The sequence below is a fragment of the Mesorhizobium temperatum genome, from assembly GCF_002284575.1.
GTDB classification, from domain to species: Bacteria; Pseudomonadota; Alphaproteobacteria; order Rhizobiales; family Rhizobiaceae; genus Mesorhizobium; species Mesorhizobium temperatum.
On the sequence record NZ_NPKJ01000033.1, the window covers coordinates 15818 to 29030 of the forward strand.

At 62.8% G+C, this 13213-nt stretch carries 10 protein-coding genes; 4 read left to right on the forward strand and 6 right to left on the reverse strand.

Annotated features, from left to right (window positions below; all coding sequences use genetic code 11):
• Positions 1-22 precede the first annotated feature (22 nt).
• The 5 genes from glgB to CIT26_RS09340 form a co-directional block, all read right to left on the reverse strand.
• On the reverse strand, positions 23-2236 hold the full coding sequence (gene glgB, locus CIT26_RS09320; RefSeq protein ID WP_095492310.1) for a 1,4-alpha-glucan branching protein GlgB: 2214 nt from the start codon (positions 2234-2236) through the stop codon (positions 23-25).
• A gap of 58 nt (positions 2237-2294) precedes the next feature.
• Positions 2295-4757 carry a glycogen/starch/alpha-glucan phosphorylase gene (locus CIT26_RS09325; protein ID WP_095492311.1) on the reverse strand — a complete coding sequence of 821 codons (2463 nt, stop codon included), beginning with the start codon at positions 4755-4757 and terminating at the stop codon, positions 2295-2297.
• Between the two features lie 260 nt (positions 4758-5017).
• Complete coding sequence (locus tag CIT26_RS09330) at positions 5018-5800, reverse strand: ATP-binding cassette domain-containing protein (RefSeq protein ID WP_023802796.1); 783 nt, start codon at positions 5798-5800, stop codon at positions 5018-5020.
• Positions 5801-5802: 2 nt separating this feature from the next.
• On the reverse strand, positions 5803-6867 hold the full coding sequence (locus tag CIT26_RS09335; RefSeq protein ID WP_095492312.1) for an ABC transporter permease: 1065 nt from the start codon (positions 6865-6867) through the stop codon (positions 5803-5805).
• 158 nt (positions 6868-7025) lie between these two features.
• The gene (locus tag CIT26_RS09340; protein ID WP_051505568.1) at positions 7026-8003 is read right to left on the reverse strand and encodes a sugar ABC transporter substrate-binding protein; all 978 of its coding nucleotides are present in this window, start codon (positions 8001-8003) and stop codon (positions 7026-7028) included.
• Between the two features lie 273 nt (positions 8004-8276).
• Between CIT26_RS09340 and CIT26_RS09345 the strand changes: the two genes are divergently transcribed.
• The 4 genes from CIT26_RS09345 to CIT26_RS09365 all read left to right on the forward strand — a co-directional run bounded on the left by CIT26_RS09345 (position 8277) and on the right by CIT26_RS09365 (position 12268).
• Positions 8277-9503, forward strand: a complete 1227-nt coding sequence (locus CIT26_RS09345; RefSeq protein WP_095492314.1) for an ROK family transcriptional regulator — start codon at positions 8277-8279, stop codon at positions 9501-9503.
• The gene (locus CIT26_RS09350) at positions 9504-9950 is read left to right on the forward strand and encodes an RbsD/FucU family protein (RefSeq protein ID WP_095492315.1); all 447 of its coding nucleotides are present in this window, start codon (positions 9504-9506) and stop codon (positions 9948-9950) included.
• Positions 9947-10870 (forward strand): carbohydrate kinase family protein, encoded by a 924-nt coding sequence (locus tag CIT26_RS09355; RefSeq protein ID WP_095492316.1) that lies wholly within the window; start codon positions 9947-9949, stop codon positions 10868-10870. The genes CIT26_RS09350 and CIT26_RS09355 overlap by 4 nt, the downstream gene beginning before the upstream one ends.
• Before the next feature lie 255 nt (positions 10871-11125).
• A complete protein-coding gene (locus tag CIT26_RS09365; RefSeq protein WP_095492318.1) occupies positions 11126-12268 on the forward strand; it encodes a DegT/DnrJ/EryC1/StrS family aminotransferase in 1143 nt (380 codons plus the stop codon).
• 158 nt (positions 12269-12426) lie between these two features.
• On the opposite strand, the gene cysQ is transcribed toward CIT26_RS09365, so the two are convergent.
• On the reverse strand, positions 12427-13212 hold the full coding sequence (gene cysQ, locus CIT26_RS09370) for a 3'(2'),5'-bisphosphate nucleotidase CysQ (protein WP_167391347.1): 786 nt from the start codon (positions 13210-13212) through the stop codon (positions 12427-12429).
• Position 13213: the final 1 nt, after the last annotated feature.

Sequence of the window (13213 nt, forward strand, 5' to 3'; positions counted from 1 at the left end):
GTTACGCGCTGCGAGACATCGCTTAGTCCGGAGCAAGTTCGAGCATGATCGTCGACAGCGGCGGCAACAGCATCGTCGCCGAGATGCCTCCTCCTTCCGCCCGAGCCTCGACGGCACCGCCATTGCCCTTGCCGGAACCGCCATAGTCGGTGGCGTCCGTGTTGATGATCTCGCGCCATCTTCCAGCGGTCGGCAACGGCACGCGATAATCGTCATGCGGCACCGGTGTGAAATTGGAGATGACGGCGACCGGGTTTCCGCCCGGCGCGCTGCGCAGCCAGGCAAAGACAGAGTTCGCGCTATCGTCGACGATCAGCCAGGAAAAGCCCTCCGGCTCGCAATCGCGCGCATGCAACGCCGGGCGCGAGCGGTAGAGATAGTTGAGATCGCGCACCGTCTGCCAGACGCCGCGATGGGCCCGGAAATCGAGCAGGTTCCAGTCGAGTGCGCGCGCCTCGCTCCACTCGCGGCGCTGGGCGAATTCCTGCCCCATGAACAACAGCTTCTTGCCGGGGTAGCCCCACATGAAGGCGTAGTAGGCGCGCAGTGTTGCGAATTTCTGCCAGTCGTCGCCGGCCATCTTGCCGAGCAGCGTCCCCTTGCCGTGCACGACCTCGTCATGGGAGAGCGGCAGCACGAAATTCTCTGAGAAGGCGTAGACCAGACCGAAGGTGATGTCGCCGTGGTGATGCTTGCGAAAAATCGGCTCCTTGGAGAAATACTCCAGCGTGTCGTGCATGAAGCCCATGTTCCACTTGAAGCCGAAACCCAGCCCGCCCTCATGCACCGGCTGCGAAACTTTTGGCCATGAGGTCGATTCCTCGGCGATCGTCATCACACCCGGATGATGGCCGTAGACTTCCTTGTTCATCCTCTGGAGGAAGCTGACCGCCTCAAGGTTTTCGCGCCCGCCTTTTTCGTTGGGAATCCATTCGCCGGCCTTTCGCGAATAGTCGAGGTAGAGCATCGAGGCGACGGCATCGACGCGCAAACCGTCGACATGGTATTTCTCGGCCCAAAACAGCGCGTTGTTGACCAGGAACGAGACCACCTCGCGCCGGCCGAAATTGTAGATCGCGGTGTTCCAGTCGGGATGGAAGCCCTTGCGCGGATCGGCATGCTCATAGAGCGCGGTGCCGTCGAAATTGGCTAGGCCATGCGCGTCCACCGGGAAATGTGCCGGCACCCAGTCGAGGATGACGCCGACGCCGGCGCGGTGGGCGCCGTCGACGAACCGGGCAAAACCGTCCGGATCGCCGAAGCGGGCCGACGGCGCGTAGAGGCCCGTCGTCTGGTAACCCCAGGACGGGTCATAGGGATGTTCGGAGATCGGCATGAATTCGATATGGGTGAAGCCCGTGTCGACGACGTACGGGATCAGCCGGCCGGCAAGCTCGTCCCATGACAGGAAGCTGCCGTCGTCGTGAAGCTGCCAGGAGCCGGCGTGGACCTCGTAGATCGACACCGCCTCGCGCCTGGGATCGGCGTTGCGCCAGAAATTGCGGTGCGCTTCGTCACCCCATTGATGCGCCGGCGGAAGCGCCGTCACCGAAGCGGTGGCCGGGCGCAGTTCGGACTTGAAAGCGAACGGATCGGCCTTCAGCGGGAGTCTCACGCTATCGGGCCCGATGATCTCGTATTTGTAGGGCCGGCCGGCGCCGATGTCGGGAATGAACAACTCCCAGATGCCGGTGTCGCGGCGGACGCGCATCGTATGCCTGCGGCCGTCCCATTCGTTGAAGTCGCCGACCACCGAGACGCGCCTTGCATTGGGCGCCCAGACGGCGAAATGCACGCCGGACGCACCCTCGTGATCGATGAGATGCGCACCAAGCTTGTCGAACAGCCTGAGGTGCGAACCTTCGGCGATGTAATAGTCGTCCAGCGGACCGAGCACCGGACCGAACGAATAGGGATCGGTCAGCCACCAGTCACCGCCGGCATTGCGCGCGTGATAGCGCAGCGGCTGACGCTTTCTGAGCGACAGGCTGCCCTCGAAGAAGCCGCCTTCGTCGCGCCTGGAGAGTTCGCCGGCTTTCTTGCCGGTCAGCGTATAGGCGGTGACGAACTCGGCATGAGGGACGAAGCAGCGGGCGACAAAGCCCTTGTCAAACTCGTGCACACCGAGGACAGCGAAAGGATCACCATGCGTGCCGGCGACAATTGCCGCGACATCACCGGCTGACGCCAGTCCATCCGGCCCGCTTGTCGCAGCGGTCGCGCGCGGCTTCCTCATCAGGCAGTGACTCTCCCCGGCACCCGGACCACGTTGTTCGTGGCCTCATGCAATCATATCAGACGGGCACGTTCCAGATTTCTTTCGCATATTGGCGGATCGTGCGATCGGACGAGAACCAGCCGACGCGAGCGACATTGCGGATTGCCTTGGCATACCAATCCGGGCTGTTGCGCCAGACGGCGTCGACATCGCGCTGGGTGGCGGCGTAGGCATCGAAATCCGCGGCGACCATGAACCAGTCGCTCTGATAGAGGCCGTTCATCAGGTCGCGATAGCGTTCCGGATCATCAGGCGAAAAGACGCCCGACGAAACGGCAGCCACTGCCTGCGCCAATTCGGGAGAGGCTTCGATCACCGATCGCGGATCGTAGCCGTTGCTGCGCCGCTCGGCGACCTCTTCGGTGGTCAGGCCGAAAATGAAGATGTTGTCGTCGCCGACGCATTCCTTGATCTCGACATTGGCGCCGTCGAGCGTGCCGATGGTCAGCGCACCGTTCAGCGCGAACTTCATGTTGCCGGTGCCGGAGGCTTCCATGCCTGCAGTCGATATCTGCTCTGAAAGATCGGCGGCCGGCATCATAATCTCGGCCAGGCTGACATTGTAGTTCGGCACGAACACCACTTTGAGCAAGCCGCGAACGGCCGGGTCGCGGTTGATGACCTTGGCGACGTCGTTGGCGAGTTTGATGATCAGCTTGGCGTTATGATAGCTGGGCGCCGCCTTGCCGCCGAAGAACTTGACGCGTGGCATCCAGTTGCGCTCGGGATGGGACCGGATCTGGTCGTAGAGGGCGACTGTTTCGAGGATGTTCAGGAGCTGGCGCTTGTATTCGTGGATGCGCTTGATCTGGATGTCGAACAGCGCCGAGGGATCGACCTTGATGCCGAGGCGGTCGGCCACGAGGTTGGCAAGCTTGGTCTTGTTCGCCCGCTTGACTGCCGCGAACTTGTCGCGGAAGGCGGCGTCGTCGGCAAAGGCATCGAGCTCTTTGATCGCGTCTATATCGTCGAGGAAGCGGTCGCCGATCGCCTCGCGGGTGAGCGCGGTGAGACCGGGATTGCACTGGATCAGCCAGCGCCTCGGCGTGATGCCGTTGGTCTTGTTGTTGATGCGGTCGGGGTAGAGCAGGTGGAGCTCGGCAAACACCGTTTCCTTCATCAGCTCGGTGTGAAGGGCAGAGACGCCGTTGATCGAGTGCGAGCCGACAAACGCCAGATTGCCCATGCGCACGCGGCGCTCGCCGTTTTCCTGTATCAGCGAGATTTGGCTGATCTGCTCGTCAGAAAACTGGTCGGAGGCGCGCGCCTCCAGCAGCACTTCTGCGTTGATGGCGTAGACGATCTGCATATGGCGCGGCAACAGCCGCTCGAACAGCGGCACCGGCCAGCTTTCGAGCGCCTCTGGAAGCAGCGTATGGTTGGTATAGCCGAAAGTGCGCTTGGTGATGCTCCAGGCCTGGTCGAAATCCATGCCGTGGACATCCATCAAAAGGCGCATCAGCTCGGGCACGGCGATGGCCGGATGAGTGTCGTTCAGATGGATCGCAGCCTTGTCGGGCAGCGACTGCAGGTCGCCATATTGGCTGAGATGACGCTGGATGATGTCCTGCAGTGAGGCGGTGGAAAAGAAATACTCTTGCCTGAGCCGCAGCTCCTGACCGGCCTTGTGGGAATCAGCAGGGTAAAGGACGCGCGACAAGGCATCGGCCTTGTTGCTTTCGGCGAGCGCACCGATGTGGTCGCCGGCGTTGAACTTGTCGAGCAGGATCGGATCGATCGGCATGCCGGACCAGAGCCGCAGCGTGTTGACGCGGTTGGCCCGCCAGCCAACCACCGGCGTATCGTAGGCAACCGCCAGAACATGTTCGATCGGCTTCCAGACGTGGCGCTCAAGCCTGCCGTCGTTCGAGGTGATCGATTCGACCGAGCCGCCGAAACCGACCTCGAAAGAGCGTTCGCGCCGCTCGAACTCCCAGGGGTTGCCGTGATCGAGCCAGGTCTCGGGCAGCTCAACCTGCCAGCCGCCATGGATTTCCTGCCGGAACATGCCATTGGCGTAGCGAATGCCATAACCATGCGCGGGGATGTCGACGGTTGCCATGCTTTCCATGAAGCAGGCGGCGAGCCGGCCAAGACCGCCATTGCCAAGCGCTGCATCTGGTTCGAGGGCCGCGATGAGGTCGAGGTCGACGCCGAGAGACCGCAGCGCTTCGCGCATATTGTCCATCAGGCCGAGATTGGAGAAGGCGTCGCGCATCAGGCGGCCGATGAGGAATTCCAGTGACAAATAATAGACGCGCTTTTCCTGATGGGCGTAGGCCTCTTGCGTCGCCTGCATCCAATGATCGACGATATGGTCGCGCACGACCTTTATCGAGGCGGTGAGCCAGTCGTATTGCGTCGCGACGCTGGTCCCCTTGCCGAGCCTGTATTTGAGGGCCTTCAAGACTTCGTCGGCAAGCGCCTTGGGATCGGAGTTTTCGAGAATGGGAGCTTTGGATGTCATCGCGCGCGTCATGCTGCCTCTCGTGCGGTTGCCATGATCATACCGGCTTTCACCATTCCTCCCAGCCCATGCTAGCGCATATTGTTAAGCGTTCAATCGAGTTAGATTGCCGCGGGGAAGCTTACCCTGCGGCAATTAGAAACTTAAAGCGCATCGCGTTTTGGGCGGCCTCTGCGACGCGCCTTAAGTTCTTACTTATGTACATGTCGTCATCCCAAAACCGCTGCGCACCCTCGGTTCACGCCCGAGGGCATGCTTTTGGGCGACATGCATCAGGCCGCCAGTGCCGCCTCCGGCGGAAGCTTCGCTCCGGTCATGAAGGCGACGGCGTCGGACATCGTATATTGCTTGGGATCGATGACACAGAGGCGACGGCCCAGCCGATGGATGTGAATGCGATCGGCCACCTCGAAGACATGCGGCATGTTGTGGGAGATCAGCACGATCGGCAGGCCGCGCTTCTTCACGTCGAGGATCAGTTCGAGCACGCGGCGGCTCTCCTTGACGCCTAACGCCGCCGTCGGCTCATCCATGATGACCATCTTCGAGCCGAAGGCGGCGGCGCGCGCCACCGCCACGCCCTGGCGTTGGCCGCCCGAGAGCGTTTCCACGGCCTGGCTGATGTTCTGGATGGTCATCAGGCCAAGTTCGGTGAGCTTGTCGCGGGCGCGCTTTTCCATTGCCGGGCGGTCGAGCATGCGCAGCCAGTCGCCCAGAAAACCCGGTTTGCGGATCTCGCGACCGAGGAACATATTGTCGGCGATCGACAGCGCCGGCGACAGCGCCAGGTTCTGGTAGACGGTTTCGATGCCGGCTTCGCGGGCCTCGATGGGCGACTTGAAGAGCACCTGCTTGCCGTCCAACTCGATGATTCCCTCGTCCGGAACGACGGCGCCCGAGATCGCCTTGATCAGCGTCGACTTGCCTGCACCATTGTCGCCGATCACGGCCAGGATTTCTCCCGGATAGAGATCGAAGTCGCAGCTGTTCAGTGCGGTAACGCGGCCGTAGCGTTTGACGAGGCCGCGCGCGGTGAGGATGGGCTCCTGGGTCATGGTTACACCGAAACCTTTCTGATCCACTGGTCGATCGCCACGGCGCCGATGATCAGCACACCGGTGAGCAGCACTTTCCATTGCGGATCGGCGCCCAGCATGTTGAGGCCCATCGAAACGACGCCGACGATCATCGCGCCGAACAGCGTGCCCAGAATCGAGCCGCGCCCGCCGAAGAGGGAAATGCCGCCGATCACCGTCGCGGTGATCGCCTGCAAATTATAGTCGGTGACGGCGGCGGACGGCGAGATCGAGCCGTTGCGACCGATGGAGACCCAGGCAGCGAAAGCGGCGATCAGCCCGGCAAGGGTGTAGACCGAGATCAGCACCTTCTTGGTCTGGATGCCCGACAGCTTGGCCGCCTCCGGATCGTCGCCGACGGCGTAGACATGGCGGCCCCATGCCGTGTGATTGAGCACGTACCAGAGGATCAGCACCAGCACGACCATGGCAATGACGCCGAATGTCAGCACCGCTGTGCCGATCCTGAAGTTCAGGCCAAACAGATGCAGCAGCGGCGCCTGGACGTCGACGTCGGCGTCGCGGATCGTCTCATTGGCCGAATAGATGAAGTTCGTGGCCATGACGATGTTCCAGGTGCCGAGCGTGACGATGAACGGCGGCAGCTTCATGTAGGCGACCAGCAGCCCGTTGAGCAGCCCGCAAGCCGCGCCGGCGGCAAGCCCGATCACCACGGCAAGCAAGGTCGGCAGACCGTAGGTGACGGCGCAATTGCCCATGATCACGGCCGATATCACCATGATCACGCCGATTGACAGGTCGATGCCGGCTGTCAGGATGACCAGCGTCTGCGCGGCTCCGAGAATACCGACGATGGCGATCTGCTGCAGGATCAGCGTCAGCGTATAGGACGAAAAGAACCGTCCTCCGATGGTGACGCCGAAGACAGCGATCGACAGAACCAGCACGATCAGCGGCACCGCAGCCGGAGTGGAATGCAGGAAATGCTGGATGCGCTTGACGAGCGACGTGCCGTGCTCGTCAAAAGCGGCAACGCTTGTCTCGCTGTTCGCGAGAGCCTTTTCGAATTCCTGAACCTGAGACATGTTTCCTCCCATGAGGCTTCAGCCACGCGCCGACGCCCGTCCAACCATTCCCGATCTGCCGCCGGAATTGTTCGCGCTTGCGACTACCGCATCGTCCACCCGAAGCGGCCGGGGATCAAGCCCCTGGCCGCTTCGGTCTGTTGCCTGTCAGACCGGCATCAGCCCCAGCACTTGGCGAGGCCTTCCTTGGTGTCGATGGACTTCACGCCCTCCGCGGGCTTGTCGGTCACGAGGTTGACTCCGGTGTCGAAGAAATCCTTGCCTTCGGTCGGCTTGGGCTTCGTCCCGTCCTTGGCGTAAGCAGCGATCGCTTCGATGCCGAGTGCCGCCATCTGCAGCGGATATTGCTGTGATGTCGCACCGATCACGCCCTCGGCGACCGACTTCACGCCGGGGCAGCCGCCGTCAACCGACACGATCAGCACGTTGCCTTCGAGACCCACGGCCTTGAGCGCCTGGTAGGCGCCGACGGCTGCCGGCTCGTTGATGGTGTGGATGACGTTGATGCCGGGGTCCTTCTGGAGAAGGTTCTCCATCGCCTTGCGGCCGCCTTCCTCGTTTCCGTTGGTGACGTCGTGGCCGACGATACGCGGATCGTCCTCATCGCCGATCTTGTTGGGATCCTTCACGTCGATGCCGTAGCCCATCATAAAGCCCTGGTCGCGCAGCACGTCGACCGTCGGCTGCGAGGGCGTCAAGTCGAGGAAGCCGATTTTGGCATCCTTCGCCTTGTCGCCGAGCGTCGCGGCGGCCCAAGCACCAATCAGCTTGCCGGCCTCCAGATTGTCCGTCGCGAAGGTCGCGTCGGCCGCGTCGAGCGGGTCAAGCGGGGTGTCGAGCGCGATCACGAGCAGACCGGCGTCACGTGCCTTCTTCACCGCCGGGACGATGCCCTTGGTGTCCGACGCGGTGATCAGGATGCCCTTGGCGCCGTCGGCGATGCAGCTTTCGATCGCCGCCACCTGGCTCTCGCTGTCGCCGTCGATCTTGCCGGCGTAGGCTTTGAGCTCGACGCCGAGTTCTTTAGCCTTGGCGCTCGCGCCTTCCTTCATCTTGACGAAGAACGGGTTGGTGTCGGTCTTGGTGATCAGGCAGGCGCCGACATCGGCGGCAGACGCAGCCGAGGTGAACGCCATCAGACCCAGTCCGGCCGCGGCAAACACGGTGGACTTCAATAGTGTTGTCTTGGTCACGATTTTCCTCCCAGTGGAACCATTTCGGATGCCGGCCAACCGGCATCTGCACGAAGCATCCAGCGACTTCTCCCAGCGTGGACGCCTGCCCTAACAGAATACCAGACCGAGGTTCCTGTCAATAATTAAATCACTCTTATTTATTATTGACAGCGTTGCCTCGTTCACCCATTCTGGCCCGAAAGCATTGAGGGGAAAACGACGGGAGGAACAGGGGTGGAGACCGGCACTACAAGGCACGGTTCGCCCGAGGCAGCCGAGAGCCGCATTCACCGCGGCACCAACCAGAGCGGCATGCGGGACCACAATGAGCGGCTGGTGCTGTCGCTGGTGCGTCAGCACGGCAGCCTGGCCAAGTCCGACATTGCGCGCATGACCGGACTTTCTGCGCAGACGGTTTCGGTCATCATGCGTGAACTCGAGGAGGACAACCTCCTTGTCCGCCAGGCGCCGCTGCGCGGCAAGATCGGTCAACCTTCCATTCCGATGGCGCTCAATCCCGATGGCGCCTATTTCATCGGCCTGAAGATCGGCCGTCGCAGCGCCGAACTCGTGCTGATCGACTTTCTCGGCAATGTGCGCTCGATGCTGCAGCATTCCTACCGCTATCCGGCACCGCGCGAGACGGTCGAATTCGTCACCTCCGGCATGAAGACGATGCGCGGCGAACTCACCCCGGCGCAGGACAAGCGCATTGCCGGACTTGGCATCGCCATGCCGTTCGAATTGTGGAACTGGGCCGATACGGCAGGTGCGCCGCGCGACGTCATGGACGAATGGCGCCACCGAGACATCCGCGCCGACATCCAGGCGCAGTGCGAATTCCCGGTCTACCTGCAAAATGACGCCACCTCGGCTTGCGGCGCCGAACTGGTGTTCGGCAAGGCGGGTGCGGCGCGCGACTTCGTCTATTTCTATATCGGCGCCTTCGCCGGCGGCGGCATCGTGCTGAACGGTCACCTTTTCGGCGGACCGACCGGCAATGCCGGCGCGCTGGGTTCGATGCCGGTGCCCGGACCGGACGGCAAGCCGACCCAATTGATCGACGTGGCGTCGATCGCGATGCTGGAAAAGGCGCTCAACGCGCGCGGCGTCGAAGCCTCACATCTGTGGACGTCACCGGAGGATTGGGGCGAGATCGGCGTCGAGCTCGACGACTGGATCGGCTGCGCCTCGCAGGCGCTCGCCTATGCTATCGTGGCGGCGTCCTCGGTTATCGATTTCGAGGCCGCGGTGATCGACGGATGGATGCCGACGGCCGTGCGGCGCCGGCTCGTCGATGCCGTTATCGAAGCCATCGGCAAGATCGACGGTGAAGGCCTGAAGCTTCCGGACGTTCGCGAGGGGACTGTCGGCATTCATGCACGTGCCCTGGGCGGGGCCAGCCTGCCGCTTTCCGAGCGCTTCCTCATCGGTTCGACCACGATTTCCAGGAGCACCTGAATGCTGATCGGAATCCCGGCCCTGCTCGGCCCGGAGCTTCTGGCGATGCTGCGTGCCATGGGCCATGGCGACGAGATCGCCCTTGTCGACGGAAACTACCCGGCGAAGGAACAGGCACACCGGCTCATCCGCGCCGACGGTCATCATCTTGTTCCGATGCTCGACGCCATCCTCAGCGTATTGCCTGTCGACGACGCCGTGCCGGCGGCGCTGTTTCGCGCCTCGGTCAAAGGTGATCCCATGCTTGCCGATCCCGTTCATCACGAGATGGAGGCGATCTGCGCCACGCGTGCTCCGGGCCGCAAGGTGGTTGCGCTTGCCGGCGCCGACTTCTATTTACGGGTCAGGTCCGCGCACGCGATCGTCGCGACAAGCGAGCCGCGGCTCTACGCCAACATCATCATCCGCAAGGGTGTGATCTATCCGCCGGAGACCAGGAAATCATGATCCTCTGTTGCGGCGAAGCCCTGATCGACATGCTGCCACGCACCACGACACAGGGCGAGCCGGCCTTTGCCCCCTATGTCGGCGGCGCGGTCTTCAACACGGCAATAGCGCTTGGCCGGCTGGGAGCGCCCGCCGGTTTCTTTTCCGGCCTGTCGACGGATCTGTTCGGCAGCCAGTTCAAGGACGCGCTGAGGGCAAGCCAGGTCAGTTCCACCTATGCGCACACATCGCCCCGGCCGACCACGCTCGCCTTCGTGCGGCTGGACAACGGTCAGGCGACCTACACGTTCTACGATGAAAACACAGCCGGACGCATGCTGACCATCGACGATCTGCCGAAACTCGGCAGCGAGATCGAAGCCATGCTGTTCGGCGCCATCAGCCTGATCTCGGAGCCGGCCGGATCAGCCTATGAGGAATTCATGCGGCGCGAGCACAGCCACCGCGTCATGATGCTCGACCCCAACATTCGGCCGAATTTCATCCCGGACAAGGCCAAGCATCTCAGGCGCATCCGCTCGATGATGGCCATGGCCGATGTCGTGAAGCTGTCGGATGAGGACCTAAACTGGTTCGGCGAAGCCGGCTCGCATGAGGACGTCGTCCGCAACTGGCTGGATCGCGGCCCGACGCTGATCGTCGTTACCCATGGCAGCGAAGGCGCCGTCGGCTACACCAGGGATCACAAGGTCACGGTCGTGCCGGACAAGGTCGAGGTGATCGATACGGTCGGGGCCGGCGACACGTTCAACGCCGGCATCCTGGCCTCGCTGCACGAGCAAGGCCTGCTGTCGAAGGAGGCGATCGCCAATTTGCCGGATGACGCCATCCACAAGGCGCTGGCGCTTGGCGCCAAGGCTGCGGCGGTGACCGTGTCGCGGGCCGGCGCCAATCCGCCCTGGCGGCATGAAATCGCCTAATTGGACGGCGATGCGCTGAAGATGCGCGAGACATCGATCACTTTATGTTTCGCCCCGCCGAGCGCGTGCGACACAAAGGCCGTATCGTGCGCGACAAAGCCCCGGATTTCCGGCGTCTGACGCGGACCTGTCGGAATCAGAGGTAACAGGCTGCGACATTTGAGCAATTCGTGGTTCTGTTCGTGCAGCTTTCTCGGCTGGCGCAACTCTGCTACCAGCGGCCGGTTATCTGGCTAGTACCGTTTTGAGGCCGACATGCAGTTCATCGATCTAGGCGCGCAGCGCGAACGAATCCGCGACAGACTGAAAGCAGCCATCGACCGCGTCGTCGACGAAGGGCGCTATATTCTGGGACCTGAGGTCACCGAATTCGAAAACAAGCTCGCCGCCTATATCGGCACCAAGCACGTCGTCGCCTGCGCCAACGGCACCGACGCACTGCTGCTGCCGCTGTTTGCGGCCGGCATCGGCCCAGGTGACGCGGTGTTCGTGCCGAGCTTCACCTTCGCCGCCACGGCGGAAGTGGTGGCGCTGGCCAAGGCCGAGCCGGTTTTCGTCGACGTCGATCCGCAGACCTACAACATCGACATCGCCAGCCTCGAAGCCGCCATCGCCATGATCAAGGCGGAAGGCCGGCTGAAGCCAAGGGCGATCATTCCCGTCGACCTGTTCGGGCTCGCCGCCGATTATGAGGCGATCATGGCAATCGCCAACCGCGAAGGGCTGATGGTGATCGAAGATGCCGCGCAGGCGATCGGCGGCTCGATCGACGGCAAGATGTTAGGTTCGTTCGGCGCGGTCGGCTCGACCAGCTTCTACCCGGCAAAGCCGCTCGGCTGCTATGGTGATGGCGGCGCGATGTTCACCAATGACGATGCGCTGGCCGAACAGCTCCGTTCGTTCGCCTTCCACGGCAAGGGCGAAACCCAATATGACAATGTCCGCGTCGGCATCAATTCGCGGCTCGACACTCTGCAGGCGGCGATCCTGATCGAGAAGCTGGCCATTCTCGAAGACGAGATGGTTGCCCGGCAAACGGTCGCCAATCGGTATGCCGAAGGCCTCGGCGACATCGTCAAGGCGGCGCGCAACCTGGACGGCAGCCGTTCGGCCTGGGCGCAATATGCCATCGAGACGCCGAAGCGCGACGGGCTGAAGGCACATCTCGGTGAAAAAGGCATCCCATCGGTCATCTATTACGTGAAGCCGCTGCACAGCCAGATCGCCTACCGCGACTATCCGCGCACGCCGACAGGACTGGCCGTTTCGGAGGGGCTGCCGAAGCGCATCCTCTGCCTGCCCATGCACCCCTATCTGAGCGAGGCCGACCAGGACCGGATCATCGAGACGATCCGCAATTATATCGGCTCGAATTCGGCGCACGTCGCGGCCGCGTAGGCGCGTAATCTCCCCCTTGAGGGGGAGATGGCCGGCAGGCCAGAGGGGGTTGCCACGCGTGAAGCGCCGACTTCCCTCTTTCGTTTCCATATGCGTCGCACCTGCTGAGGCGACCCCCTCTGTCGCCTTCGGCGACATCTCCCCCTCAAGGGGGGAGATTACTGGCCCGCGCTCTTGCCGCTGGCGATGAAATGCGGATTGGCAAAATCCACGTCATCGCTCTGGTTGCGCTTACCGTAGGCGAGCGGCTGACCATCGAGCGTGCGCGTCATCCCGCCTGCCGCGCGCAGCACCGCATCGCCGGCCGCGGTGTCCCATTCCATGGTGCGGCCGAAGCGCGGATAGACGTCGGCCTCGGCGCTGGCGACAAGACAGAATTTCAGCGACGAGCCGACCGAGACGATCTCGGCAGCGCCCACCGTGCGGATATAGGCTTCGGTCTCCGGCGTATTGTGGGACCGGCTGGCGACGATGGTCAGTGGCGCCACACCCGCCCTCACCGAAATCGGCCGACGGCCGATGATCTGGTAGTCGCCATTGACATCGATTGCTTCCGCGCTGCCCGGCCGGCCGGAAAAGAAGCGTCCAGTGCATGGCGCGAAGACGACACCGATCTCCGGCACGCCGTGGCGAACGAGCGCGATGTTGACGGTGAAGTCGGTCCTGCGGTTGACGAATTCCTTGGTGCCGTCGAGTGGATCCACCAGGAAGAAGACGGCGTCGAGATCGGGCGGCACGATGCCGGCCGATGCCTCTTCCTCAGCCACGCAAGGGATATCGGGGAACGCCGCGCGCAGCCCAGCGAGAATGATCTTTTCGCTCCGGCGATCGGCTTCGGTCACCGGCGAGGCGTCTGATTTCTGGTCGACCGCGCAGCCGGCATCGAAGACGCGCATCACCTCTCGCCCCGCCGCCAAGGCAAGGCGCTCGAACAGGCCGAGCATC

Bases quoted from the DNA above. Each gene is read 5' to 3' on its own strand.
- glgB (WP_095492310.1), bottom strand. From the start codon at position 2,236: ATGAGGAAGCCGCGCGCGACCGCTGCGACAAGCGGGCCGGATGGACTG.
- CIT26_RS09325 (WP_095492311.1), bottom strand. From the start codon at position 4,757: ATGACGCGCGCGATGACATCCAAAGCTCCCATTCTCGAAAACTCCGAT.
- CIT26_RS09330 (WP_023802796.1), bottom strand. From the start codon at position 5,800: ATGACCCAGGAGCCCATCCTCACCGCGCGCGGCCTCGTCAAACGCTAC.
- CIT26_RS09335 (WP_095492312.1), bottom strand. From the start codon at position 6,867: ATGTCTCAGGTTCAGGAATTCGAAAAGGCTCTCGCGAACAGCGAGACA.
- CIT26_RS09340 (WP_051505568.1), bottom strand. From the start codon at position 8,003: ATGGCGTTCACCTCGGCTGCGTCTGCCGCCGATGTCGGCGCCTGCCTG.
- CIT26_RS09350 (WP_095492315.1), top strand. From the start codon at position 9,504: ATGCTGATCGGAATCCCGGCCCTGCTCGGCCCGGAGCTTCTGGCGATG.
- CIT26_RS09355 (WP_095492316.1), top strand. From the start codon at position 9,947: ATGATCCTCTGTTGCGGCGAAGCCCTGATCGACATGCTGCCACGCACC.
- CIT26_RS09365 (WP_095492318.1), top strand. From the start codon at position 11,126: ATGCAGTTCATCGATCTAGGCGCGCAGCGCGAACGAATCCGCGACAGA.
- cysQ (WP_167391347.1), bottom strand. From the start codon at position 13,212: ATGCTCGGCCTGTTCGAGCGCCTTGCCTTGGCGGCGGGGCGAGAGGTG.